Genomic DNA, 21411 nt, shown 5'->3' on the forward strand with positions numbered 1-21411 from the left:
GTTTGCCAGCCGGTTGCCCCATGAGGGGCAGAACGGAGTGCCCGAGACCCACGGTCTCGCTCTCACTGGTTCCCGGACCTGCGCGTGTCGCGGTCCGGTGGGGATCTGCACCAGATCACCCCGACTCCCGGTCCAACACCTAACCACTGGTGGGCCGGACGTGGTGCACGTCGCGGCCCGAGAGGACGTGCGACATGGCTGCCACCCACGCCAAGGCGTCAAGTACCTCATCCACACCGGCCCAGCGCACTTTTGTGCTGGACACCTCGGTGCTGCTGTCGGATCCGCACGCGATGCTGCGGTTCGACGAGCACGAGGTGGTCGTTCCGGTGGTCGTCGTCACCGAATTGGAGGCCAAACGGCATCACCCGGAGCTCGGCTACTTCGCTCGGACCGCACTGCGGCTGCTCGACGAGCTCCGGATACTGCACGGACGTCTTGATGCGCCCCTACCAGTGGGAGAGAAGGGTGGAACCCTCAAGGTCGAGCTGAACCACACCGACCCCGAGACGCTGCCGGCCGGTTTCCGGCTCGGCGACAACGACAGCCGGATCCTGGCCGTGGCCTGCAACTTCAAGGCCGAGGGCAAGGACGTCACGCTGGTCTCCAAGGACCTGCCGATGCGGGTCAAGGCGTCGGCCTGCGGGCTGATGGCCGAGGAGTACCGCGCCGAGCTGACGCTGGAGTCCGGCTGGACCGGGATGGCTGAGCTCGAGGTCGAGACCCACGTGGTCGACGACCTGTACGAGAACGGCGTACTGGAGCTGTCGCAGGCCGGTGAGTACCCGACCCACACCGGGCTGGTGCTGCTGTCCGATCGGGGCAGTGCGCTCGGCCGGGTGATGCCGGACAAGCGGGTCCGGCTGGTCCGGGGTGACCGGGAGGCCTTCGGGATCCGCGGCCGGTCGGCCGAGCAGAGGGTCGCGCTCGACCTGCTGCTGGACCCGGACGTCGGGATCATCTCGCTCGGGGGCCGCGCCGGTACCGGCAAGTCCGCGCTCGCGCTCTGCGCCGGCCTGGAAGCGGTGATGGAACGGCGCCAGCACAAGAAGGTGATCGTGTTCCGGCCGTTGTTCGCGGTCGGTGGCCAGGAGCTCGGCTACCTGCCCGGCTCGGAGTCGGAGAAGATGCAGCCGTGGGCACAGGCGGTCTTCGACACGCTGGGTGCGCTGGCCGGTGGTGACGTGATCGACGAGGTGATGGACCGCGGCATGCTCGAGGTGTTGCCGTTGACCCACATCCGCGGCCGGTCGCTGCACGACGCGTTCGTGATCGTCGACGAGGCTCAGTCGCTCGAGCGCAACGTGCTGCTCACGGTGCTGTCCCGCGTCGGTGCGAACTCGCGGGTGGTCCTCACCCACGACGTGGCGCAGCGGGACAACCTGCGGGTCGGACGGCACGACGGAGTGGTCGCTGTGGTCGAGCAGCTGAAGGGGCACCCGCTGTTCGCCCACGTCACGCTGACCCGCTCGGAGCGCTCCCCGATCGCCGCCCTGGTTACGGAAATGCTCGACGATCTACAGCTCTGATGCTCTTTCTTTCCTTCCCTGTAAGGAGTGTTTCTGGAGGTAGGTCATAACTCTCGTGTAAAGCGCTCGTAAGACTTCTGTCACGGCGCGGTCGCCACACCGGCGGCCGCGCCGTTGCGCTCGTGACCTGCTTGTGATCACGCTCGGTTTACGCCAGAGTATGTTCTCGTTGCAGCCGACGGGGGTCGGGTTTCTCGGAAGGACAGATGAAAGCCAAGCGCTCCGTCGCGGTTCTCTCGGTGAGTGGAATCGTCGTCGTCTCCGTTGTCGCCGGTATCGACCTCTTCAGCTCTCCTGGCAGCAGCAGCGCGTCCGAGCCGGTGTCAGGACGCGCCGAGATGGCGGTGCTGAACAGCGAGAAGGCCCATGTCGGCAGCACGCCGATCGCCAAGCCGACCGACGCCGAGGAGCAGGCCCAGGACGTCACCAGGCTGCGGAACCAGATCGAGGCCCGGGTGGCCGAGCAGAAGGCCCTGCAGGACCAGTCCGACCTGCGCCAGGCCGCGAAGAACGCGGCGCTCAAGCGGTACAAGGCGCTGCAGAAGACCGAGGCGAACTCGCGCGAGGAGCGCGCCAGCCGCGACGCCGAGCGGGCCAAGCTGAAGGGCACGCCGAAGGAGATCGCGATGAATCTCCTGCCCGACCACGGCTGGAGCGAGGGCCAGTTCAGCTGCCTCGAGAAGCTGTGGAACAAGGAGTCGCGCTGGAACGTCCACGCCGACAACCCGAGCTCCACGGCGTACGGCATCCCGCAGGCTCTCCCCGGCGTTCGTATGGCGGCGTACGGCTCGGACTGGCGTACCAACCCGGTCGTCCAGATCAAGTGGGGTCTGGACTACATCGAGAACACCTACGGATCCCCGTGCTCCGCGTGGAGCCACTCCCAGTCCCGCGGCTGGTACTGATCCCGCTACTGGTGGGCCTTACTTGTGGGCTCGCATCCACGCGCCGATGTCGGTGAGGCGGCTGGCCTGCTCCGGGACGATCACACCCTCGCCACCACTCGGACCGACGTTCAGTAGCAGCGCACCGTTGTTGGCGGTGCTTCACGATCAGCCCTGGTTGCTGCTGGACATCAGCCATTGGCTGAGGCGGCCGGACCACGCCGCGTTGTCGGTGCGTTCGGTGAACCAGCGGTGGTTGACCAGGAGGTAGAGCAGGGTGCCGCTGCGCAGCTCGAGGACGAGTGGGGCGCCGAGGGTCTTGGAGCCGCCGCCGTAGATACGCCCGTACAGGTCGGTGAACTCGTTGCTGACCGACTTCAGCTCGCCGGGGTGGATGGTGATGTCGCGGCCGCCGTCCCAGCCGGTCAGCTCGAGCCGGTTCAGGTACAGCCGGATCGTGCCGGAGCGGGGGAAGATCGCGCGCTGGTCGATCAAGGCCCGGACGGCCTTCCAGCCGCTCCGCGCGGACAGTTCGACGGCCGTCGTCCCGCGATAGGTGCTTTCGGCAAGGATCATGGCTCTATCGTGACCCCGGACAGTGATCGAGCGGTTCCACCTGGCGTAGCTGCCGGTGCGCCGATCGACGGATCCGGGCTCCACCGAAAGTCTCCCGATCGGCCGCGGGGTCGGTGCGCCCGGAGCGCAGGCGCTACCGTCGGTCGGGTGGATTCGGGGATCTTCACAGCGCTGATCGCGCCAGGCTCGCGGGCTGCGCCCGGCTACGGGCGGCTGACTCCGCGCGACCGGGTGGTCGACGTCGCGTGCGTGCTGATCGGGTTCCTGCTCGGGCTGATCGCGCTCGGGAACAGTGGACCCGCGCCGCGACTCGGGCGGGTGCCGACCTGGTTGGAGCTGGCGGCGTGCACCGCCGCGGCGCTGTCCCTGCTGCTCCGGCGACGCTGGCCGATCGGTCTGACTGTGGTGATGATCTTCGCGTCCACCGCCATCCCGTCTGTTGGCGGCGTGGCCGGACTGACGCTCTTCAACGTCGCCGTACATCGCCGACCGGCAATCAGCATCACACTGGCCGCGGCGTCCGCGGTGTCCTGCATGCTGCAGTTCTGGCTCTATCCGGTGGCTGACCTGCCGAACGCGTACTGGATCGCCGTGACCCTCACCTCGCTGGCCTGTGCCGCGATCGTGGCGTGGGGGATCGTCGTACGGACCAGGCGGCAGCTGATGGCCTCACTGACCGAGCGAGCCGTCCGGGCCGAGACCGAGCAGCAGTTGCGGGTCGAGCAGGGCCAGCGGCGAGAGCGGGAGCGCATTGCCCGCGAGATGCACGACGCGCTCGGTCATCGGTTGTCGTTGCTCAGCATGCATGCCGGTGCGTTGGAGTTCCGGCCGGATATGCCGTTGGACGAGGTGTCGCGGGCCGCGGGGGTGATTCGGTCCAGTGCACGGGACTGTGTGGACGATCTGCGCGAGATTGTCGGCGTACTGCGTTCTCAGCACACCATGGACGGTCCGCGGCGGGGCATTGCCGAGCTGGACGACCTGGTGGCGGAGTCACAGGCTGCGGGCATGGTGATCGAGCCCACTGTCGCTGTGGAGCTGGCTGACGTACCGGACAGCGTCGGGCGGCACGCTTACCGCATCATCCAGGAGGGGCTGACGAACGCGAGCAAGCATGCGCCGCATCAGCCGGTCCGTTTGGTTCTGAGCGGCGGCCCGGGCATCGGGCTGACCGTTGAGGTGTCGAACCGGCTGGAGCCGGGCAGTGCGGGTCCTGGCTCGCGGGTGGGGCTGATCGGGCTGGCGGAGCGCGCTTCGCTGGCAGGTGGCCGGCTGGAGCACGGGCCGACCGCAGACGGCGAGTTCAGGCTTGCCGCTTGGCTGCCGTGGGTGTCCTACGATGAGCGGCGTGAGTGATCCGGTCCGGCTGCTGCTCGTCGACGACGATCCGCTGGTCCGGGCGGGGTTGTCCAGCATGCTGGCCGGCGCATCCGAGCTGGATCTCGTCGGGACGGCCAGTGACGGGCGCGAGGCGGTCGACGCGGTGCGCGACGTACGGCCGGACGTCGTACTGATGGATATCGGCATGCCGGTTATGGACGGGGTCGCAGCTACAGAGGCGATCCGGCGTCGGCCTGGTGCGCCTGAGGTGGTCATGCTGACGACGTTCGGGTCCGATGAGTACCTGCTGCGCGCATTGCGTGCGGGGGCGTCCGGCTATCTGCTGAAGGACGCCACGCCTCCAGAGATCGTGGCCGCCGTAGTGAAGGCCGCAGCGGGGGAGTCGGTGTTGTCGCCACAGTCCACGCGGCAGCTGATGGATCACGTCGGCGGGGCAGGCGAGGGCGGACGTCGTACGACGGCACTCGCGTCGCTGGACTCGTTGACCGGGCGGGAGCGTGACGTCGTACTGGCGGTTGCGCAAGGCAAGAGCAACGCGGAGATCGCCGCCGGGTTGGAGCTTGGTATCTCCACGGTCAAGACCCATTTGACCAACGCGCTGGCCAAACTGCAGCTCACCAGCCGGGTCCAGCTCGCTCTGCTCGCGCACGATGCTGGACTGGTCTGAACCGATGGACGAGGTCGCGCGGGCGGTCAGTGACCGCGGCGAGCTGGTGCTGCGACGCCGCTCGACCGGTGCGTTGGAGCTGCGGGTCAATGGGGTCTTCGTGATGGACGACCAGGAGACGTCCAGCGAGGAGCTGTTGGCGTCGGCGGCACTGGCTTCGGTACGGCGTCCTGAGCGCGTGCTCGTGGGCGGGCTGGGGCTCGGCTACACGGTCCGTGCGCTGTTGGCCGACGACCGGTTGGGGTCGGTGATCGTGGCCGAGATCGAGCCTGATCTGGTGGAGTGGATGCGGGCCGGATTGGTGCCGTCGGTTCTGGACGATCCACGGGTTTCGGTCGAGGTCGGCGACGTACGGGCGGTTGTTGCCTCGTCACCTGATGCGTCGCTGGACGCTATCCTGCTGGATGTCGACAATGGGCCGGATTTCCTTGTGTACAAGGAGAATTCGGTGATCTACGGGCCTTCGTTCCTGGCTGTGTGCCGGGCCAAGTTGCGGGCGGGCGGCGTACTCACGGTGTGGTCCTCGTCGGAGTCGTCTGCGTTGGGTCAGGCTTTGACGGCCGTGTTCGGTAGGTGTGAGGTGCATCCCATGCCGGTGCAGCTGCAGGGGCGGGCGGAGACCTACTACGTGTACCAGGGTTCGTTATCCACAGGGTGAAGATCGGGTCCGGATCGCGGCGGCGATCGACGTACTCTGCAGGTATGGGAGACAACGTGGAATTCAGGATCGAGCACGACACGATGGGCGAGGTCAAGGTGCCTCGGGACGCGTTGTGGCGGGCGCAGACCCAGCGCGCGGTGGAGAACTTCCCGATCTCCGGGCGGCCGCTGGCGCCGGCGCTCGTGCACGCGCTGGCCCAGATCAAGGCCTCGGCGGCCGTGGTGAATGCGCAGCTCGGCGTGCTGGACGCGGAGCGGTCGGCCGCGATCGTGGCCGCCGCGGACGAGGTCGCGGCGGGGGAGTGGGACGCGGAGTTCCCGATCGACGTCTACCAGACCGGGTCCGGGACGTCGACGAACATGAACGCCAACGAGGTGCTTGCCACGCTGGCGACGCGCGCGCTGGGGTCCGACGTGCACCCGAACGACCATGTGAACGCGTCCCAGTCGAGTAACGACACCTTCCCGTCGGCGATCCACGTCGCGGCCACGGCGGGCGTCGTACAGGATCTGTTGCCGGCGTTGGCGCATCTGGCGGATTCCCTGGCGCGTAAGGGGTCTGAGTTCGCCGAGGTGGTGAAGTCCGGGCGGACGCACTTGATGGATGCGACGCCGGTGACGCTCGGACAGGAGTTCAACGGGTATGCGCAGCAGATCCGCCGCGGGGCGGACCGGGTGCGGGCGACGCTGCCACGGGTGTCCGAGCTGCCGCTCGGTGGGACGGCTGTCGGGACGGGGATCAATACGCCGCCCGGGTTCGCTGCTCTGGTGATCGCCGAGCTGAATCGGCGGACGGGTCTGGAGTTGACGGAGGCTGAGGATCACTTCGAGGCGCAGGGCGCGCGGGACGGGCTGGTCGAGCTGTCCGGGCAGTTGAAGACGGTCGCGGTGAGCCTGACGAAGATCTGCAACGACCTGCGCTGGATGGGTTCCGGGCCGCGGGCCGGGCTGGGCGAGATCGCGCTGCCGGACCTGCAGCCCGGGTCGAGCATCATGCCGGGCAAGGTGAATCCGGTGATCTGCGAGGCCACGCTGATGGTCGCCGCGCAGGTGATCGGCAACGACACCACGATCACCGTGGCCGGTGCCGGCGGCAACTTCGAGCTCAACGTGATGCTGCCGGTGATCGCCCGCAACCTGCTCGAGTCGATCACCCTGCTCGCCAACAGCTCGCGGCTGCTGGCCGATCGCTGCGTCGACGGCATCACCGCGAACGTCGAGCACGCGCGTGCGCTGGCCGAGTCCTCACCCTCGATCGTCACCCCGCTGAACCGCTACATCGGCTACGAGAACGCGGCGGCCGTGGCCAAGAGTGCTTTGAAACAAGGCAAAACGATCCGCGAGGTCGTCATCGAGACCGGGCACGTCGAGAAGGGTGACCTGACCGAGGAGCAGCTGGACGCGGCTCTCGACGTACTCTCCATGACCCGGCCGGCGGACTCGTGATCTCGGACAACGGAGTCGCCCCGGTCGACGGGTTCTGGGAGCCGGGGACGACGATCGAGTGGATCTACGAGGGGACCGGACGGCACGCGGACAAGCCGCACGTCCGACCGATGACGGTGGTGCGGGATGACGCGGATGGGCTGGTCGCCTGGCTCGCGGCCGGGACGCCGGTGATCAAGCCGGTGCTCGTGGACGGGCGCGAGACCCGGGAGGCCGGTCCGGTCAACATGTTCACCGATGACCGGGTGCTCAAGCTGGACATCTGGCGCGGCACCGGGATCCTCAAGGTGGCGCCGCGCGGGAAGCCGTGGTCGGTCTGGCACTTCTGGCGCGCGGACGGCTCGTTCAGCGGCTGGTACGTGAACCTCGAGACACCGCACGTCCGTGATGTCGGCGCCCGCCGTACGACGACGTCGGACCACGTCCTCGACCTGTGGATCCACCCGGATCGCACCATCGAGTGGAAAGACGAAGACGAGCTGGAGGGCGCTGTCATAGCCGGCCGCTACACCCAGTCAGAGGCCGACGCCATCACGGCCAACGCCCACCTCGCCATCCAGGACATCCAGTCCTGGAGGACCCCATACGCCGACAACTGGAAAGACTGGATCCCCCCGTCCCACTGGCACGTCCCAGTCGCTCCCACCACCCACCAACCGACCCTCATCGCCGAGGAACTCCACAGCTAGCCGGCAACGGGTCGGTCACGGGCGGGTGCATTCGGGTGGTTCGGATCTACCGTGGGAAGATGTACAGCATCGAGTTGCAGGATGAGGAGCTCCAGCTACTGCGGTCGGCCCTCAAGTGTTACCTCCAGGCCTTCGGGCACAACGAAGCCGACCTGGTCCAGGCCGCCAAAACCCTCATGCTCAAACTCCCCGAACCAGCCGAATCCCAAGCAAGCTGAGCCTCAGCCTGCTCGGGCAGACGGTGAGTGGGATTAGTTGCGGTGACTCCGCGCACCTGGTTCAGCCTCTGGCGCAGACCGTCAGCGGGACTGGTTTGCTGGCGGCCCCACCCCACCTGCCTTCGGGGGGTTCAGCTTCTTGGGCGGACAGTTAGTGGGACTGGTTTTCTGGTGTCGGTGAAGAAGTCGTTGCCTTTGTCGTCGACGACGATGAAGGCGGGGAAGTCTTCGACCTGGATCTTCCAGACGGCTTCCATCCCGAGTTCGGCGTACTCGATCACGTCGACGGACTTGATGCAGTCCTGTGCCAGCCGGGCGGCGGGACCGCCGATCGAGCCGAGGTAGAAGCCGCCGTGCTCCTTGCACGCCGCCGTCACCTTCGCCGACCGGTTGCCCTTGGCAAGCATCACGAACGACCCACCCGCCGCCTGGAACTGATCGACGTACGCATCCATCCGCCCGGCCGTCGTCGGCCCGAAGGACCCCGACGCGTACCCCTCGGGCGTCTTCGCCGGTCCCGCGTAGTACACCGCGTGATCGCGCAAGTACGACGGCATCGGCTCGCCCGCGTCCAACCGCTCCTTGATCTTCGCGTGCGCGATGTCCCGCGCCACCACCAGCGGACCGCTCAACGACAGCCGCGTCTTCACCGGCAGCTTGGACAACTCGGCCCGGATCTCCGACATCGGCCGGTTCAGATCGATCCGCACCACCTCCGCGTCGTCGGCGAGATGCTCATCGGTCGTGTCCGGCAGGAACCGCGCCGGATCCCGCTCCAACTGCTCCAGGAACACACCCTCCGGCGTGATCTTCGCCAGCGCCTGCCGGTCTGCAGAACACGACACCGCGATCGCTACCGGGCACGACGCACCGTGCCGCGGTAACCGGATCACCCGCACGTCGTGACAGAAGTACTTCCCACCGAACTGCGCGCCGATCCCGAAGTCCTGCGTCAGCTTGAAGACTTCCTCCTCGAGCTCCAGATCCCGGAACCCGTGCCCCACCGCCGATCCCGTCGTCGGCAGCCCGTCGAGATAGTGCGCCGACGCATACTTCGCGGTCTTCAGCGCGAACTCCGCGGACGTCCCGCCGACCACGATCGCGAGGTGGTACGGCGGGCACGCGGCCGTCCCCAGCGACCTGATCTTCTCGTCGAGGAATGTCATCATCCCGGTCGGGTTGAGCACTGCCTTGGTCTCCTGGAACAGGAACGACTTGTTCGCCGACCCGCCACCCTTGGCCATGAACAGGAACTTGTACGCCGGGTCCCCGCTCCCACCCGGCGTCGAGTAGAGCTCGATCTGGGCCGGCAGGTTGGAACCCGTGTTTTTCTCGTCCCACATCGTCAGCGGCGCCATCTGCGAGTACCGCAGGTTCAGCTTGGTGTAGGCGTCGTACACGCCGCGGCTGATCCACTCCTCGTCGACGGCTCCGGTGAGTACGCCCTCGGACTTCTTGCCCATCACGATCGCGGTGCCGGTGTCCTGGCACATCGGCAGCACCCCGCCGGCGGAGATGTTCGCGTTCTTCAGCAGGTCGAGCGCGACGAACCGGTCGTTGCCCGACGCCTCAGGGTCGTCGATGATCCGCCGCAGCTGCGCGAGGTGGGCCGTCCGCAGGTAGTGCGAGATGTCGTGCATCGCCTCCGCGGTGAGCGCCCGCAGTACGTCGGGCTCCACCTGCAGGAAGGTCCGATCGCCCGCCGTGAACGTACTCACGCCCTCGGTGGTGAGCAGCCGGTAGTCGGTCTCGTCACCACCCAAAGGCAACAGATCGGAGTAGTTGAACTCGGACGACACCGTCGTACCTCCAAGGCAAGTGGTCTGAAACCCCAAGCCTAGTTCGCCCCTGACCTCACCGCGCCCGCACCCCGCGTCGCGTCGTACCCGGTCGGTCTCAGGGCAGGTCTCAGGGGCGAATCGGGGTGGAAACGGTCTGCGGAGGAACGGGTCCGCGCGTATGGTTTTGGACGTGGCTCAGGATGACGTTCCCCAGGAGAACCGACCGCAGGACGCCGTGCCCGCGCAGGCGCCGACCGGTGACGAGCTGGCGCTGCGACGGCGGGTGTCCGACCTCGAGCGGGAGGAGGTCGGAGACGTGCTGCGCGAGGCTGCCGGCGAGGGACGGTTGTCCTACAGCGAGCTCGAGGAGCGGCTCGAAACGCTGTACAACTCCAAGACGTACGGCGAACTCGTCGAGCTCACTGCCGACCTGCCGAACGGTCTGCGCACACCCGGTCTACCGGCCGTCGGCCCGCAGCACACCGGCGCGATGGTCGAGACCGGGCCGGTCATCAACGCGTTCATGTCCGAGACCAAGCGCATGGGCAGCTGGATGGTCCCGCAACGCCAAGAGGTGAACGCGGTCCTCGGCGACATCACGCTCGACTACACCGAGGCGAACATCCCGTACGACGAGGTCCACGTCGAGGTGAAGTCGATCCTCGCCGACGTGAAGATCCGCGTCCCCCAGAACGCGATCGTCCTCCTGGACAGCAACCCGATCCTGGGCTCCGTCTCCGAACAAGAAGCCACCCTCGGCGTAGTCCCCGACCCCAACGCCACCACCGCCCGCCCCAAAACCTTCCACATCCGCTGCACCGCCATCCTCGGCGAAATCAAAATCAAAAGAGGCCCCCGCCTCACCAAACGCCTCGGCCTCTCCTGATTCCCCAAAGCGCCGTATAGCATCCGTGCTATGGCGTGGGATGAGGTTCGTGGGCGGCGGATGGGGGAGGCGGGGGCTGCTGAGGCTTACGACGCGACGCGGCGGGCTTTTGAGCTTGGGGCGACCGTGCGGCAGATGCGTGAGCGGCGTGGGTGGACGCAGACCAGGCTCGCGGAGGCCGCGGGGATGACGCAGTCGGCGCTGGCTCGTTTCGAAGCCGGCGGGACCGTTCCGACGCTCGCTCTGCTCGAGCGGATCGCGCAAGCTTTTCAAGCCCAACTAGTAGTCCGCTTCGACGAAACCAACTCGGCCGCGTAGCAGTCGCCGTTCCCCGCCTGAGTTCAGTTGGCGTCGGCTGGGGTTTGGTGTTGTTTTAGGAGGGCTTCCAGCCAGAGGCGAAGGGCGGGGAGGTCGCGGACGTGTTGGCTGTGGAGGGTTAGGTCCTTCGCCCAGGCGTCCTTCGGGATGATCGGTAGTCTTCTGGCTACGGACGGGCCGCCGGCCAGGCCGATTGCGCCGATGTCGGTCCACGGGAGGAACTTGCGGCCGCGGCGGATGCCCTCGCGATCGACTACGACGACTGGGCGTTGAACGATCAGCTGGCAGGCGGCGGCTGCTACGGCGACGGCGTACAGAACGAGCGCGGCAAAGATGCTGATTCGCTCCACGCGTCCGGAACCCAGCACATCGGGCATCCTGATCGCTGCGAAAGCTGTCACCGGAATCACGTAGGCGAGGCCCAGGAGCACCGACCGGCGGCGCAGCGGAAACACGACACGGCCGGTGCGTTGCAGTTCGGTCGTCCAGGCTTCGGGTGACCGCTCGCCCATTACCGTCATGTGTCCCCCCACGTGGCTCGGAAGTCAGGTCACTGTAGTTGGTCCTCGGTGCGTGGTGGCGGTCCAGCGGCCTGTGTGGCGGGTTATGTGGATGGGGTGGTTGAAGGTTTGTGAGATGAGGTCGGTTGTGAGGGTCTCGTCGGACGGGCCGGCCGCCAGGACGCGGCCCTCGCGGAGGAGGGCTGCGTGGGTGGTGCAGGTCGGGAGCTCCTCGAGGTGGTGGGTGACGAGCACCCACGCCAGGTCGGGATGTGAGACGTGGATCTGGTCGAGCGTCTCGAGCAGCTGCTCGCGGGCTGCCACGTCGAGGCCGGTCGACGGCTCGTCCAGAAGCAGGAGCCGCGGATCCGAGATGAGCGCCCGCGCGATCAGCGCCCGGCCGCGCTCACCCTGGGACAGCGTGGTCCAAGGCGAGGCGGCCAGCGCGCTGATCCCCAACAGCTCGATCAACTCGAGCGCCCGGGACCGCTGAGCGGCCGTCGCCTCCCAGCGCGGCATGAGCTCGATCGTCCCGGTCAGCCCGGTGAGGACGATCTCCACGATGCTCAACGGCGACCGCAGCGGATGCCGCGGATTCACATGCCCGATCGACTCGCGCAGCGTCCGGATGTCGACCGCCCCGAGCCGCTTGCCGAGGATCTCGACCGTCCCGCGCGTCGGGTGGGTGATCGCGCCACACAAACCGAGCAGCGTGCTCTTCCCAGCACCGTTCGGCCCGAGCAGCGCCCAGCGCTCACCCTCCAGCACGGTCAACGAGACCCCGCCGAGCAGCAGTTTGCCGTCGCGGACGAAGTCGACGTCCTTCAGTTCGAGCACCCGAAAACCTCCTCGTACAGCGCCTTCAACTCTTCCGCACTCGCTTCGCGCCCACTCGCGTCCGTGTGCCGCTGCACGTGCCGCGCGAACGTCCGTTCCTCGGCCGGCGACAGCGACACGCCGTACACAGACTCCAGTACGTGCGCGATCCCACCCTTACCCGACTGGCTGTTGACCCGGACCACCGCCTCGTACCCGCGCCCGACGTCCGCCGGATCGATCGGCAGGTACGGCACCTCCCAGTCCCCGGACCCCTGGACAGCGAACCCCTTCCGGATCGCGTCCTGGTGCGTACCCGAGAATGCGGTGTACACGAGTTCCCCGACGTACGGATGCCGCGGATGGATCGGCATCCGCGTGCAGTACTCGACCACCTCCCGGATCCCATCGATATCGGAGAAGTCGATCATCGGGTCCACGCCCTGCGCGTGCAGATTCAGCGCGAGCGTCGCGATGTCCACGTTCCCGGTCCGCTCGCCGTTGCCGAAGATGCATCCCTCGACCCGCTGCGCACCAGCCAGTACGGCGAGCTCCGCGCACGCGATGCCGGTCCCACGGTCATTGTGCGGGTGCACCGACAGGATCACGCCGTCGCGCCGAGGCAGGTTCTTGTGCATGTACTCGATCTGGTCCGCGTACACATTGGGCGTCGCGGCCTCGATCGTGGCCGGCAGATTGAGGATGACCGGCCGCTCCGGCGTCGCATCCCACCGCTTCGTGAGCTGATCGGCCAGCTCCAGCACGAAATCCGGCTCAGTCAGATTGAACACCTCAGGCGAGAACTGGAACCGCACCGAGTCCCCGGCCAACGACAGGATGTCCTCGGCGCCGGCATAGATCATCGACGCCAGTTCGTCCTGCGTACGACGAAGCACGACGTCCCGCCACACCGGCGCGGTCGCGGCGTACAGGTGGATCACCACGTCACCACGCATCCCCGCGACGGACTCGACGGTCCGCTCGATCAGATCACGCCGAGCCGGCGTGAACACGACGATGGTGACATCGGAAGGCACCAGCTCCGACTCCACCAGCAGCCGGACGAAGTCGAAGTCGGTTTGCGACGCGGACGGGTAACCGACCTCGATCTCTTTGTAGCCGATGGCAACCATCAGCTCGAAGAGCCGGCGCTTCCGGTCCGGATCCATCGGGTCCGGCAGTGCCTGGTTCCCGTCGCGGAGATCGACCGGCACCCACAGCGGCGCGGTGGTGATCCGGCGATCCGGCCACTCCCGGTCGATCGGCGCGACCGGCACCTTCGCGAAGATGTCGCGGTAGCGGTGACTGGGCAGGGGGGAGTGCTGCTGGCGGTTCCAGTTCACGGTCTGTCCTTCGGTCGGTGCGAGCAGAGGTGCGGGCACAGGTGCGAGCAGACCGGCGTACGACGGCACTCCACGAGGGGAGCGCCGGTCGGATCAGCTCCCGCCGTGGCGGTGAAGGAGAAGCCCCGCGAGGGGGTCACGCAGGTGGCCCGGAAGCGGGCTCCTGGCCGGGCTGATCGAGGACATGGGAGCACGCTAACCCCAAACCAACTCCTCAGACAAGCTGACAACCTGCAGGCCTCTAGACTGACCCGCATGATTCGCCGTCACCCGCTCGCCGAGCAGGCAGCCGAGGAGCTGCTGCGCCGGATCGGCGACGGTGAGTGGCCGATCGGCCAGAAGCTCCCGGGCGAGACCACGCTCGCAGCGCAGCTGGGCGTCGGCCGGTCGACGATCCGCGAGGCCGTCCGCGAGCTCGCCGGCCGCCGGGTGCTCGAGAGCCGCCAAGGTGCCGGCGTCTTCGTGATCGCCCTGCAGGCGGTCGAGGACTGGGACAAGGTGCTGCGCCGGGCAGACATCACCGATGTCCTGGAGGGCCGGCTGGCGATCGAGACAGAGGCGGCCCGGCTGGCCGCCTCCCGTCGTACGCCGGCCGATCTGAAGGCGTTCCGCTACACGCTGGCCGATCGGAAGAAGGCGTCGGAGAAATCACCGGACGACTGGTACGTCGAGGCCGATCTGGCGTTCCATCGTGCGGTCGTGACGGCCGCGCACAACGCCGTACTGACCGAGCTGTTCGACACGTTCGTGCCGCGGATCCGGCGGGCGATGATCGACATGCTGAAGCTGGACGACCAGCATCGGCACAGGCACGATCAGGCGGCCCACGAGGCGATCGCCGACGCGATCCGCGACCGCGACCCGGACCTCGCGGCCCAGCGCTCCCGCGACCACCTCAGCGCAGTCCGCAGCAGCGTTAGCTAGGTCGTGTCTGGCGAGGGACTGCCAGACACGACCTAGGCCTGATGCTCGTCCAGCAAGGAACGGAGCCAGGGGGTCAGGTCGTCGAGGTTGTCGACGTTGTCCTGGGGGATGCTGATCGGGCGCGTCCGGCGATCGACCGGTTGGACCAGTACGGCGCGGAACCCCGGCACCCCACTCGGATCGTCGATCTTGGTGATCCCGGACCACGGCAGTGACCGGCCGCGAGTGATCCCGTCGGCGTCGATCGTGACGACCGGCTTGTTCGCGATCAGCTGCCACAGCGTCAGTCCGGTGCCGTACACGAACGCCGCCAGCGCGGTCAGCCGGAACACGCCGAGCGGTCCGGACGCCTCGCCCGAGCGGAAGTGATCGACGTTCGTCCACACCGACAGCGCCATCAGCAGCGCGAATCCGATCAGCCGCACCACCAGCCGCAGGCGCCGCGGCCGGAAGACCACGCGTCCACTGGACTCCAGTTGGGAGCTCCAGGAATCGTCCGGCACCGTCACGAACCCCATTGTGCCGCGTGTTCGGTGGCAGTCGGCGGGTCGGCGCCGTGCCGCGTGCAGGTGATCGCAGCGGCTTTCACCGCGTAGTCGACGACATCGCGCAGATCCTCGAACGTCAATCCGGCCAACCGGGTCGCGCCCAGCAGGTCGCGCGAGTGCAGACCGGCGATCAGAGCCGACATGAACGAGTCGCCTGCGCCGACCGTGTCGACCACCTCGATCACCGGCGCCGGTACGTCGACCCGCGTGTCCCGGCTGACCCCGATCGCGCCGTGACCGCCGCGGGTGATCACCACGCACTGTGTCCGGTCGGCGGTCAGCAACTCCGCGGCGATGTCCTCCGGCGACGACCCGGGCCGCAGGAACTCACAGTCTTCGTCGCTGAGCTTGACCAGATCAGACAGTGCGGCCAACGCCCGTACGGCGGTCCAGGTCGAGACCGGGTCCGGGGTGATCGACGGTCGTGCGTTCGGGTCGAGGGTGACGGTGACCGGCTGGTCGACCACCGAGGTGAGGAACTCGCGGATCGCGTCCGCGCCGGGCTCGAGCACGGTCGCGATCGACCCGGTGTGGATCGCCGGGCAACCCCGCGACAGCGAGAGCGCGGGCGGTTCCCAGGTGATGTCGAACTCGTACGTCGCAACGCCCTGCGCGTCGAGTGTCGCGGTCGCCGTACTGGTCCGGAATCCAGGATCCACCGAGCCGGGCGCGAGCTGGACCCCGTTCCCGAAGAGGTGAGCGCCGAGCTGGTCGCCGTACGCGTCGGTCCCGATCCGCGTCACCAGCTCGGTCGGTACGCCGAGGCGCGCCAGCCCGACCGCGACATTCGCAGGAGACCCACCCGGAGTCGCGTTGCCACCGCGTCCGTTGCCGGTGCGCCCATTGCCGTTAGGCGCCGAACGGGCCGGCCCGACGATGTCCACCAGAGCCTCGCCGACGACGAGGACGGGTGCCGTCATCGGGCCTGCTCAAACTTGGTCCCGGCAAGTGGCGTCTTCATGCCAACGGATCGTAGCCAACGCGGTGATCGGACCTTTCAGCGAGATGGGACACTCGTGGCATGGGTACGACAAGTCAGGACGAAGCCGCGGCCGAAGAAGGGGCTCGGGAGAAGGCGCGAGCGCGGGCCGAGGCGATCGCCTACCGCGAGCAGAACCGCAAGGACCGGGCCAAGGCGCGCACGATGACCAACATGGTCTGGGCGCTGCTGGCCTGTTTCGTCGTGGTCGCGTTCCTGATGATCGTCACCTGGCGGCCGAAGGAGGAGAAGGTCCGCGCGGTCGAGTACACCGCGCAGCTCGAGGACGCCCGCAAAGCCGCCTCCTGGGTCCGCGGCCCCGAGCCGATGCCGTCCGGCTGGCAGGCGACCAGTGTGGAATTCCTGGCCTCCGAGCAGGCGCCGATGACCTGGCACCTCGGCGTTGTTACCGACCAGAAGAAATACGTCGGTCTCGAGCAGTCGAATGTGACCCGCCCGCAATTCCAGTCCGACAAACTCGGCCGCACCTCCGACGACGGTACGGCGACGGTCGGAAACGTCGTCTGGCAGCGCAAGATCCTGCTCGACCGCAAGGGCGAGAACGCCTTGGTTCTGGCCGGTTCCGGAGTCACCACGATCGTCACCGGAAACGCCGGATATCCCGCCCTTGAAGCGTTTGCATCGACGTTGCGCTGACCATTTTCCCGGGGTTTCCTGACCACGTTCCGGACGGTCGTTGACACAACTGTCCGCCGCGGGGTTCCATCGAACCTCGGCTTTGTACACGCTCGGGGAAAAGCGCGAGGAGCCCTGAGTTGGTCCTGCCGTCCCGGGCGGGGAGTTGATCCGCCGATGTTCGTCACCGGCCTCTTGCTGGGCGCCGACGCTTCGCCACACCTCGGCGTGCCGTGGCAGTTGCTGGCCTATCACGGCGAGACTCTGCTCGGTGCGAGCCTGGACGTCGCGCGCGACTGCGGCTTCGATCAGCTGATCGTCACGCTCGGAAGTGCATCGGACCAGGTCCACGATCGCGTCGATCTCGACGGCGCCCGCGTGGTCGAATCACCTCATGCGGACACCGGCAGCTCATCGATCGTTCCGGCCTTGGACGCGGTGGACCGTCGGACCGACGGCATCGTCGTACTCCTCGGCGACCAGCCCGGTGTGACCTCGGCCACCGTCTGGTCGCTCGTCGCCGAGGTCGCCGGACCGGCCACCCCGATCGGAGTCAGCCGGTACGACGACGGCCACGGTCATCCCTGCTGGTTCGGGCGGGAGCTGTTCGGCGAGCTGCGCGGACTGCGTAGCGACGGCGACCTCTGGGAGCTGATCGACGACGGCCGCTACCCGATTACCCAGGTAGATGCCATCGGCAACGTTCCGCCCCGGGCCGACACCTGGGACGACTACCGCCGCCTGGTCGCCGGCTTCTCCGGAGCCCCGGGTCATTTCACCCCCGGCGCCTTCGAAGGTCCGCCCGTCGACACTCACCCGGTCCCGCTGCCGAGCCACTCCCGCCCGCGCCGCCGCGCACCGCACTGAGCGCCCCTACAGCGCCTATTCCGCGCCGACCAGTCGAAGGCCGACGACGCCGGCCACGATGAGGGCGATGCAGGCCAGTCGGGCCGGCGTGATCGGCTCGTGAAACAAGACGATCCCGAGCGTCACCACGCCGACCGAACCCAGCCCGGTCCACACCGCGTACGCCGTACCGACCGGCAGCCGATCAAGCGTCTTGGCCAGCAGCACGACCGAGATCGCGCCGAACACGAGCACCCCGATCGTCGGCCACAACCGGCTGAGCCCTTCACTCGGCTTCAGGCTGATCGCGAACGCGATCTCGAACGCCGCTGCCGCTAGCAACACCAGCCACGCCATTACGCCGCCACTGCTCCCCGGAGGTGGCGGCTGGTGATGGTGGCGACCCGCGCGCCGAGTGCATACGCCGTACGGAGATCCGTCGCCGGTGGCGCCTTCTCGGCCGACAAGTCGGCATCGGATTGCGCCATCGCGCCCAGCCAACTGCCGAGCCGGTTGAGGTCCTCGATGCTTGCGGTGCTCTCGGCCCAGCCGGGGTAGATGTCCAGGCCGACCCAGATCATCCCGTGCTGGGCCGCGAATACGGCGAGGTCGACCAGGCTGTTCAGCTTGTCTCCGGACATCGCCTTCGAGTTCGTGAACCCGGCGGCGATCTTGTCCCGCCAACCCAAGTCGGCCGCCCAGACCCTGACGCTCGCCTCCGCGAACGCCTTGAAGACAGCGCTGGGACTTCCCATGTACGTCGGTGCCCCGAAGACGATCCCGTCCGCGGCGGCCAGGCGCGCCCAGACGTCCTCGGTCAGTTCGTCGAGCGGCACGAGGTCGATCACGGTGCCCAGCACGGACGCGGCGCCGGCGGCGACCGCTTCCGCCTGCTTCGCGGTGTGCCCGGCGCCGGAGTGGAACGCGATCGCGATCCGAGTGTTCATGCTTCCTCCACAGTCGTTAGCGGACTACAGTCCGTCTTATGAGCGACAGTACCGGACCGCAGTCCGGTTCACAACGAGGGTTGCCGGTCCTGGGTGAGCCGCGCCCCGAGCGGGCCGACGCCCGGCGGAATCGCTTGCGCGTGCTCGAGGCGGCCGACCGTCTGTTCACCGAGCACGGCGTGAAGAACGTGTCGCTGGACGCGATCGCGGCCGAGGCGGGGGTCGGGAAGGGCACGGTCTTCCGGCGCTTCGGCGACCGCGCGGGTCTGGCGGTCGCGCTTCTCGACGAGCGGGAACAGGAGCTGCAGGCGAAGATCCTGACCGGCTCACCGCCGCTGGGACCTGGAGCTCCCGCAATCGATCGGGTGGTGGCATTCCTGGACGCCTACCTCGACCTGCTCGACCGCCACGTCGAGCTCTTCCTGGACAGCGAGAACGCATCCGACGGCGCCCGGTACCGGATCGGCTCCTACCGGCTCTGGCACCGGCACCTCGTGATGCTCATCGAGGAGGCCCGCCCTGAGCTGGACGCCGACTACACGGCACACCTGCTCCTGGCGCCGCTGGCCGCGGATCTGCACCAGGCGCTGCGCTCCGAGGGCTTCACACTCGCCCGGATGAAGCCAGGTCTCCGCGCCCTGGCGACCGGTGTGCTGACCTAAGACTTCTCCTCGTGAGCGGCCTGAGCCTTGGCCAGGCGCTCACGGGCGCCGTCGAGCCAGCGTTGGCAGGTGGCGGCGAGCTCCTCGCCGCGCTCCCACAGCGCGAGTGACTCCTCGAGCGAGGTGCCGCCGGCCTCGAGTTTGCGGACCACCTCGACGAGCTCCTCGCGCGCCTGCTCGTAGGACATCTCCGGACGGTCGCCGCTCACGTGTTCTCCTCGGGCTTGACTTCGACCTCAAAGCGGCCGTCACTGACGCGCGCCTGCAGCACGTCACCGGCCGCAACCTGCGCCACTTCCCGTACGGCGGTTCCGTCGGCCAACTGCAGCACCGAATACCCGCGCTCCAACGTTGCCTTCGGGGACAACGCCCGTACGCTCGCCAACCGGTGCGAGATGTCGTCACTGGCCCGGTCCAGCCGGTGGGTCAGCGTCCGCCGGCTCCGCTCGATCAGCGCGGCCACCTCGTCGGATCGCCGCTGCAGGTCCGACACTGGCGCCGCGAGCACCGGCCTGCTCCTGATCGCGGCCAGCCCATGCAGCTCTCGATCCAGCCAGGACGTGATCGCTCGCAGGCCACGCTCGCGCAGCAGCCGGACGCCGTCCAGCTCCTCGCGCACATCCGGCACGATCCGCTTCGCCGCATCGGTCGGGGTGGACGCGCGCAGGTCCGCGACCAGATCGAGCAGCGGGGAATCCGGCTCGTGCCCGATCGCGCTCACGATCGGCGTCTTCGCCTGTGAGACCGCGCGGATCAGTCCCTCGTCCGAGAACGGCAGCAGATCCTCCAGCGAACCACCGCCACGCGCGATCACGATCACCTCGACCGAGTCGTCCGCGTCCAGCTTCCGCAGCGCCGTCATCACCTCACCGGCCGCGGACGGTCCCTGCACCGACGCATACTCGATCCGGAACGCGACGGCCGGCCATCGGCGCTTCGCGTTCTCCAGGACGTCGCGCTCGGCCGCCGAATCGCGTCCACAGATCAGCCCGATCGTGTGCGGCAGGAACGGCAGCTGCTTCTTCCGGTACGACGCGAACAGGCCCTCGGCCGCGAGCAGTTGCTTGAGCCGCTCGATCCGGGCCAGCAGCTCACCGATGCCGACGTGGCGGATCTCGTTCACCGCGAGGGCGAGGGTGCCGCGGCGGGCGAAGAAGTTCGGCTTGGCGTTCACCACGACGCGCGATCCGTCGGTCACCGGCGGATCGACCGCCTCGAACACCCTGCGATTACAGGTGAATCGCAACGAGATATCGGCGTCGGTGTCCCGCAGTGTCCCGAAGACCGTCGTCGTACCGCGTCCGATCGAGACGTCCGTCAGCTGCCCTTCGACCCACACGGCGCCGAGCTGGTTGATCCAGCTGGCGATCCCGTTCGCGATGGTCCGAACGGCCGCAGGCGCATCCGCCGACGTCTCCAAAGCCACCCCCAGACCCTACGACCCCGTACCGACAATCCCTCGCATCGGCGTAACTTTGGGTGATGCGCCCGCTGCTGTTGCTCGACTTCGACGGTCCGTTGAACCCGCATCGCGCCGACGGGATCCCGCCCGGGTACGAGCGGCACGAGCTCACCGAGGGCTCCAAGACCTGGCGCATCCTGCTCAATCAGCAGCACGGAGTCGAGCTCAACGCACTCGCGGAGACCTTCGACCTGGCCTGGGCGACCAGCTGGGAGCATGGCGCCAACCGTCTCCTCGCGCCGCTCCTGGGATTGCCTGACCTCCCCGTGATCCTCTGGCCGTCGCGGACGCCGGTACGACGAGGCTCGTGGAAAACGCCGTACGTCGCCGACTGGGTGGGGAACCGTCCGTTCGTCTGGGTCGACGACGAGGTGGGTGACGCTGAGGTGGAGCGTTTCGATGGCGAGCATCAGTTGGTGTACCCGGTGGATGCGCGGATCGGGCTGGCTGCGGGGGACTTCGCGGCGATCCGCGCCTGGGCGGACGGAAAACCCGCCTTCTTGTGACGGATGTGTGGGTTGATTGGTCGCCGCTGCGCGGCGGTTGGTCCTGTTGCTGCCTGCGGGGCGGCTGGTCCTGTTGCCGCCTGCGGCGGGGGCGCGGGTGGGTGGATTCGCCGGCTCGTGTGGGTGTGCGCGAGGCAACTGTGGTGGCGCGGTCTCCGGGCTGCGTGATCGTGCTGGTCGCGGTGGTGTGCGTCAAGGGCGCCTTCGGCGTCGCTGCGCGATCTTCGACCCTTGACCCACACCACCG

General features: G+C 67.9%; 26 protein-coding genes and 1 pseudogene. 15 read left to right on the forward strand and 12 right to left on the reverse strand.

The features are described 5' to 3' along the window. Nucleotides 1-194 precede the first annotated feature (194 nt). Nucleotides 195-1529 carry a PhoH family protein gene (locus tag ACWF4Z_RS21625; protein WP_452244894.1) on the forward strand — a complete coding sequence of 445 codons (1335 nt, stop codon included), beginning with the start codon at nucleotides 195-197 and terminating at the stop codon, nucleotides 1527-1529. Between the two features lie 206 nt (nucleotides 1530-1735). Then, on the forward strand, nucleotides 1736-2434 hold the full coding sequence (locus tag ACWF4Z_RS21630) for an aggregation-promoting factor C-terminal-like domain-containing protein (RefSeq protein ID WP_452244895.1): 699 nt from the start codon (nucleotides 1736-1738) through the stop codon (nucleotides 2432-2434). A gap of 18 nt (nucleotides 2435-2452) precedes the next feature. Here ACWF4Z_RS21630 and ACWF4Z_RS21635 read toward each other — a convergent pair. Together ACWF4Z_RS21635 and ACWF4Z_RS21640 are read right to left on the reverse strand one after the other, a co-directional pair. Beyond that, a pseudogene (locus ACWF4Z_RS21635) lies at nucleotides 2453-2557 on the reverse strand (alpha-L-fucosidase); the annotation flags it as partial. Nucleotides 2558-2581: 24 nt separating this feature from the next. Further along, nucleotides 2582-2989 (reverse strand): hypothetical protein, encoded by a 408-nt coding sequence (locus ACWF4Z_RS21640; protein ID WP_452244896.1) that lies wholly within the window; start codon nucleotides 2987-2989, stop codon nucleotides 2582-2584. A 147-nt stretch (nucleotides 2990-3136) separates the two neighbouring features. On the opposite strand from ACWF4Z_RS21640, the gene ACWF4Z_RS21645 reads away from it, so the two are divergent. Genes ACWF4Z_RS21645 through ACWF4Z_RS21670 form a run of 6 tightly spaced genes read left to right on the forward strand, consistent with a single transcriptional unit; the run spans nucleotide 3137 to nucleotide 8010 of the window. Further along, a complete protein-coding gene (locus tag ACWF4Z_RS21645; RefSeq protein WP_452244897.1) occupies nucleotides 3137-4345 on the forward strand; it encodes a sensor histidine kinase in 1209 nt (402 codons plus the stop codon). Next, nucleotides 4329-4997: a response regulator gene (locus tag ACWF4Z_RS21650; RefSeq protein ID WP_452244898.1), complete on the forward strand. Its 669-nt coding sequence runs from the start codon at nucleotides 4329-4331 to the stop codon at nucleotides 4995-4997. The genes ACWF4Z_RS21645 and ACWF4Z_RS21650 overlap by 17 nt, the downstream gene beginning before the upstream one ends. Nucleotides 4998-5001: 4 nt before the next feature. Next, a complete protein-coding gene (locus tag ACWF4Z_RS21655; protein ID WP_452244899.1) occupies nucleotides 5002-5655 on the forward strand; it encodes a spermidine synthase in 654 nt (217 codons plus the stop codon). A gap of 44 nt (nucleotides 5656-5699) precedes the next feature. Next, complete coding sequence (locus ACWF4Z_RS21660) at nucleotides 5700-7103, forward strand: class II fumarate hydratase (protein ID WP_452244900.1); 1404 nt, start codon at nucleotides 5700-5702, stop codon at nucleotides 7101-7103. Beyond that, nucleotides 7100-7792, forward strand: coding sequence for a DUF402 domain-containing protein (locus ACWF4Z_RS21665; RefSeq protein WP_452244901.1), 693 nt, complete (start codon nucleotides 7100-7102; stop codon nucleotides 7790-7792). The genes ACWF4Z_RS21660 and ACWF4Z_RS21665 overlap by 4 nt, the downstream gene beginning before the upstream one ends. A gap of 59 nt (nucleotides 7793-7851) precedes the next feature. Then, nucleotides 7852-8010, forward strand: a complete 159-nt coding sequence (locus ACWF4Z_RS21670; RefSeq protein ID WP_452244902.1) for a hypothetical protein — start codon at nucleotides 7852-7854, stop codon at nucleotides 8008-8010. 131 nt (nucleotides 8011-8141) lie between these two features. Here ACWF4Z_RS21670 and ACWF4Z_RS21675 read toward each other — a convergent pair whose 3' ends face one another. Further along, nucleotides 8142-9809: a fumarate hydratase gene (locus ACWF4Z_RS21675; RefSeq protein WP_452244903.1), complete on the reverse strand. Its 1668-nt coding sequence runs from the start codon at nucleotides 9807-9809 to the stop codon at nucleotides 8142-8144. Nucleotides 9810-9981: 172 nt separating this feature from the next. Between ACWF4Z_RS21675 and ACWF4Z_RS21680 the strand changes: the two genes are divergently transcribed. Both ACWF4Z_RS21680 and ACWF4Z_RS21685 read left to right on the forward strand, forming a co-directional pair. Then, nucleotides 9982-10677: a DUF1707 SHOCT-like domain-containing protein gene (locus ACWF4Z_RS21680; RefSeq protein WP_452244904.1), complete on the forward strand. Its 696-nt coding sequence runs from the start codon at nucleotides 9982-9984 to the stop codon at nucleotides 10675-10677. Between the two features lie 30 nt (nucleotides 10678-10707). Continuing rightward, a complete protein-coding gene (locus ACWF4Z_RS21685) occupies nucleotides 10708-10995 on the forward strand; it encodes a helix-turn-helix domain-containing protein (protein ID WP_452244905.1) in 288 nt (95 codons plus the stop codon). Nucleotides 10996-11018: 23 nt separating this feature from the next. On the opposite strand, the gene ACWF4Z_RS21690 is transcribed toward ACWF4Z_RS21685, so the two are convergent. From ACWF4Z_RS21690 to ACWF4Z_RS21700, 3 genes are read right to left on the reverse strand one after another with little or no spacing between them, the layout of a single operon-like run. Then, a complete protein-coding gene (locus ACWF4Z_RS21690; RefSeq protein ID WP_452244906.1) occupies nucleotides 11019-11516 on the reverse strand; it encodes a hypothetical protein in 498 nt (165 codons plus the stop codon). 24 nt (nucleotides 11517-11540) lie between these two features. Further along, nucleotides 11541-12332 (reverse strand): ABC transporter ATP-binding protein, encoded by a 792-nt coding sequence (locus ACWF4Z_RS21695; RefSeq protein ID WP_452244907.1) that lies wholly within the window; start codon nucleotides 12330-12332, stop codon nucleotides 11541-11543. Continuing rightward, the gene (locus ACWF4Z_RS21700) at nucleotides 12320-13654 is read right to left on the reverse strand and encodes a 2-isopropylmalate synthase (RefSeq protein WP_452244908.1); all 1335 of its coding nucleotides are present in this window, start codon (nucleotides 13652-13654) and stop codon (nucleotides 12320-12322) included. Before ACWF4Z_RS21700 ends, ACWF4Z_RS21695 begins: the two co-directional genes overlap by 13 nt. 255 nt (nucleotides 13655-13909) lie before the next feature. Here ACWF4Z_RS21700 and ACWF4Z_RS21705 point away from each other — a divergent pair, with 255 nt between their 5' ends. Further along, nucleotides 13910-14578, forward strand: coding sequence for a FadR/GntR family transcriptional regulator (locus ACWF4Z_RS21705; protein ID WP_452244909.1), 669 nt, complete (start codon nucleotides 13910-13912; stop codon nucleotides 14576-14578). A gap of 32 nt (nucleotides 14579-14610) precedes the next feature. On the opposite strand, the gene ACWF4Z_RS21710 is transcribed toward ACWF4Z_RS21705, so the two are convergent. Both ACWF4Z_RS21710 and ACWF4Z_RS21715 read right to left on the reverse strand, forming a co-directional pair. After that, nucleotides 14611-15087 (reverse strand): hypothetical protein, encoded by a 477-nt coding sequence (locus ACWF4Z_RS21710; RefSeq protein WP_452244910.1) that lies wholly within the window; start codon nucleotides 15085-15087, stop codon nucleotides 14611-14613. Next, entirely contained in the window at nucleotides 15084-16046 is a 963-nt protein-coding gene (locus ACWF4Z_RS21715) for a carbohydrate kinase family protein (protein ID WP_452244911.1), read from the reverse strand. Before ACWF4Z_RS21715 ends, ACWF4Z_RS21710 begins: the two co-directional genes overlap by 4 nt. Before the next feature lie 101 nt (nucleotides 16047-16147). Here ACWF4Z_RS21715 and ACWF4Z_RS21720 point away from each other — a divergent pair, with 101 nt between their 5' ends. Both ACWF4Z_RS21720 and ACWF4Z_RS21725 read left to right on the forward strand, forming a co-directional pair. Then, complete coding sequence (locus ACWF4Z_RS21720) at nucleotides 16148-16762, forward strand: DUF4245 domain-containing protein (RefSeq protein WP_452244912.1); 615 nt, start codon at nucleotides 16148-16150, stop codon at nucleotides 16760-16762. A gap of 156 nt (nucleotides 16763-16918) precedes the next feature. Beyond that, the gene (locus ACWF4Z_RS21725) at nucleotides 16919-17608 is read left to right on the forward strand and encodes a nucleotidyltransferase family protein (protein ID WP_452244913.1); all 690 of its coding nucleotides are present in this window, start codon (nucleotides 16919-16921) and stop codon (nucleotides 17606-17608) included. A 15-nt stretch (nucleotides 17609-17623) separates the two neighbouring features. Here the strand turns inward: ACWF4Z_RS21725 and ACWF4Z_RS21730 are convergent, their stop codons facing one another. Both ACWF4Z_RS21730 and ACWF4Z_RS21735 read right to left on the reverse strand, forming a co-directional pair. Continuing rightward, on the reverse strand, nucleotides 17624-17944 hold the full coding sequence (locus ACWF4Z_RS21730; RefSeq protein ID WP_452244914.1) for a DMT family transporter: 321 nt from the start codon (nucleotides 17942-17944) through the stop codon (nucleotides 17624-17626). Further along, nucleotides 17944-18534 carry a flavodoxin family protein gene (locus ACWF4Z_RS21735; protein ID WP_452244915.1) on the reverse strand — a complete coding sequence of 197 codons (591 nt, stop codon included), beginning with the start codon at nucleotides 18532-18534 and terminating at the stop codon, nucleotides 17944-17946. The genes ACWF4Z_RS21730 and ACWF4Z_RS21735 overlap by 1 nt, the downstream gene beginning before the upstream one ends. A gap of 38 nt (nucleotides 18535-18572) precedes the next feature. Here ACWF4Z_RS21735 and ACWF4Z_RS21740 point away from each other — a divergent pair, with 38 nt between their 5' ends. After that, nucleotides 18573-19196 carry a TetR/AcrR family transcriptional regulator gene (locus ACWF4Z_RS21740; protein WP_452244916.1) on the forward strand — a complete coding sequence of 208 codons (624 nt, stop codon included), beginning with the start codon at nucleotides 18573-18575 and terminating at the stop codon, nucleotides 19194-19196. Here the strand turns inward: ACWF4Z_RS21740 and ACWF4Z_RS21745 are convergent. Both ACWF4Z_RS21745 and xseA read right to left on the reverse strand, forming a co-directional pair. Then, on the reverse strand, nucleotides 19193-19384 hold the full coding sequence (locus ACWF4Z_RS21745; protein WP_452244926.1) for an exodeoxyribonuclease VII small subunit: 192 nt from the start codon (nucleotides 19382-19384) through the stop codon (nucleotides 19193-19195). The genes ACWF4Z_RS21740 and ACWF4Z_RS21745 overlap by 4 nt on opposite strands. A gap of 17 nt (nucleotides 19385-19401) precedes the next feature. After that, complete coding sequence (gene xseA / locus ACWF4Z_RS21750) at nucleotides 19402-20622, reverse strand: exodeoxyribonuclease VII large subunit (protein WP_452244917.1); 1221 nt, start codon at nucleotides 20620-20622, stop codon at nucleotides 19402-19404. 56 nt (nucleotides 20623-20678) lie between these two features. On the opposite strand from xseA, the gene ACWF4Z_RS21755 reads away from it, so the two are divergent. Then, nucleotides 20679-21164 (forward strand): HAD domain-containing protein, encoded by a 486-nt coding sequence (locus ACWF4Z_RS21755; protein WP_452244918.1) that lies wholly within the window; start codon nucleotides 20679-20681, stop codon nucleotides 21162-21164. Nucleotides 21165-21411: the final 247 nt, after the last annotated feature.

The organism is Kribbella sp. NPDC055071 (genome assembly GCF_053608045.1).

Excerpts from the sequence above, each read along its gene's own strand:
- ACWF4Z_RS21625 (WP_452244894.1), top strand. The coding sequence starts at position 195 with ATGGCTGCCACCCACGCCAAGGCGTCAAGTACCTCATCCACACCGGCC.
- ACWF4Z_RS21630 (WP_452244895.1), top strand. The coding sequence starts at position 1,736 with ATGAAAGCCAAGCGCTCCGTCGCGGTTCTCTCGGTGAGTGGAATCGTC.
- ACWF4Z_RS21640 (WP_452244896.1), bottom strand. The coding sequence starts at position 2,989 with ATGATCCTTGCCGAAAGCACCTATCGCGGGACGACGGCCGTCGAACTG.
- ACWF4Z_RS21650 (WP_452244898.1), top strand. The coding sequence starts at position 4,329 with ATGAGCGGCGTGAGTGATCCGGTCCGGCTGCTGCTCGTCGACGACGAT.
- ACWF4Z_RS21655 (WP_452244899.1), top strand. The coding sequence starts at position 5,002 with ATGGACGAGGTCGCGCGGGCGGTCAGTGACCGCGGCGAGCTGGTGCTG.
- ACWF4Z_RS21660 (WP_452244900.1), top strand. The coding sequence starts at position 5,700 with ATGGGAGACAACGTGGAATTCAGGATCGAGCACGACACGATGGGCGAG.
- ACWF4Z_RS21670 (WP_452244902.1), top strand. The coding sequence starts at position 7,852 with ATGTACAGCATCGAGTTGCAGGATGAGGAGCTCCAGCTACTGCGGTCG.
- ACWF4Z_RS21685 (WP_452244905.1), top strand. The coding sequence starts at position 10,708 with ATGGCGTGGGATGAGGTTCGTGGGCGGCGGATGGGGGAGGCGGGGGCT.
- ACWF4Z_RS21690 (WP_452244906.1), bottom strand. The coding sequence starts at position 11,516 with ATGACGGTAATGGGCGAGCGGTCACCCGAAGCCTGGACGACCGAACTG.
- ACWF4Z_RS21705 (WP_452244909.1), top strand. The coding sequence starts at position 13,910 with ATGATTCGCCGTCACCCGCTCGCCGAGCAGGCAGCCGAGGAGCTGCTG.
- ACWF4Z_RS21715 (WP_452244911.1), bottom strand. The coding sequence starts at position 16,046 with ATGACGGCACCCGTCCTCGTCGTCGGCGAGGCTCTGGTGGACATCGTC.
- ACWF4Z_RS21720 (WP_452244912.1), top strand. The coding sequence starts at position 16,148 with ATGGGTACGACAAGTCAGGACGAAGCCGCGGCCGAAGAAGGGGCTCGG.
- ACWF4Z_RS21725 (WP_452244913.1), top strand. The coding sequence starts at position 16,919 with ATGTTCGTCACCGGCCTCTTGCTGGGCGCCGACGCTTCGCCACACCTC.
- ACWF4Z_RS21730 (WP_452244914.1), bottom strand. The coding sequence starts at position 17,944 with ATGGCGTGGCTGGTGTTGCTAGCGGCAGCGGCGTTCGAGATCGCGTTC.
- ACWF4Z_RS21735 (WP_452244915.1), bottom strand. The coding sequence starts at position 18,534 with ATGAACACTCGGATCGCGATCGCGTTCCACTCCGGCGCCGGGCACACC.
- ACWF4Z_RS21740 (WP_452244916.1), top strand. The coding sequence starts at position 18,573 with ATGAGCGACAGTACCGGACCGCAGTCCGGTTCACAACGAGGGTTGCCG.
- ACWF4Z_RS21745 (WP_452244926.1), bottom strand. The coding sequence starts at position 19,384 with ATGTCCTACGAGCAGGCGCGCGAGGAGCTCGTCGAGGTGGTCCGCAAA.
- ACWF4Z_RS21755 (WP_452244918.1), top strand. The coding sequence starts at position 20,679 with ATGCGCCCGCTGCTGTTGCTCGACTTCGACGGTCCGTTGAACCCGCAT.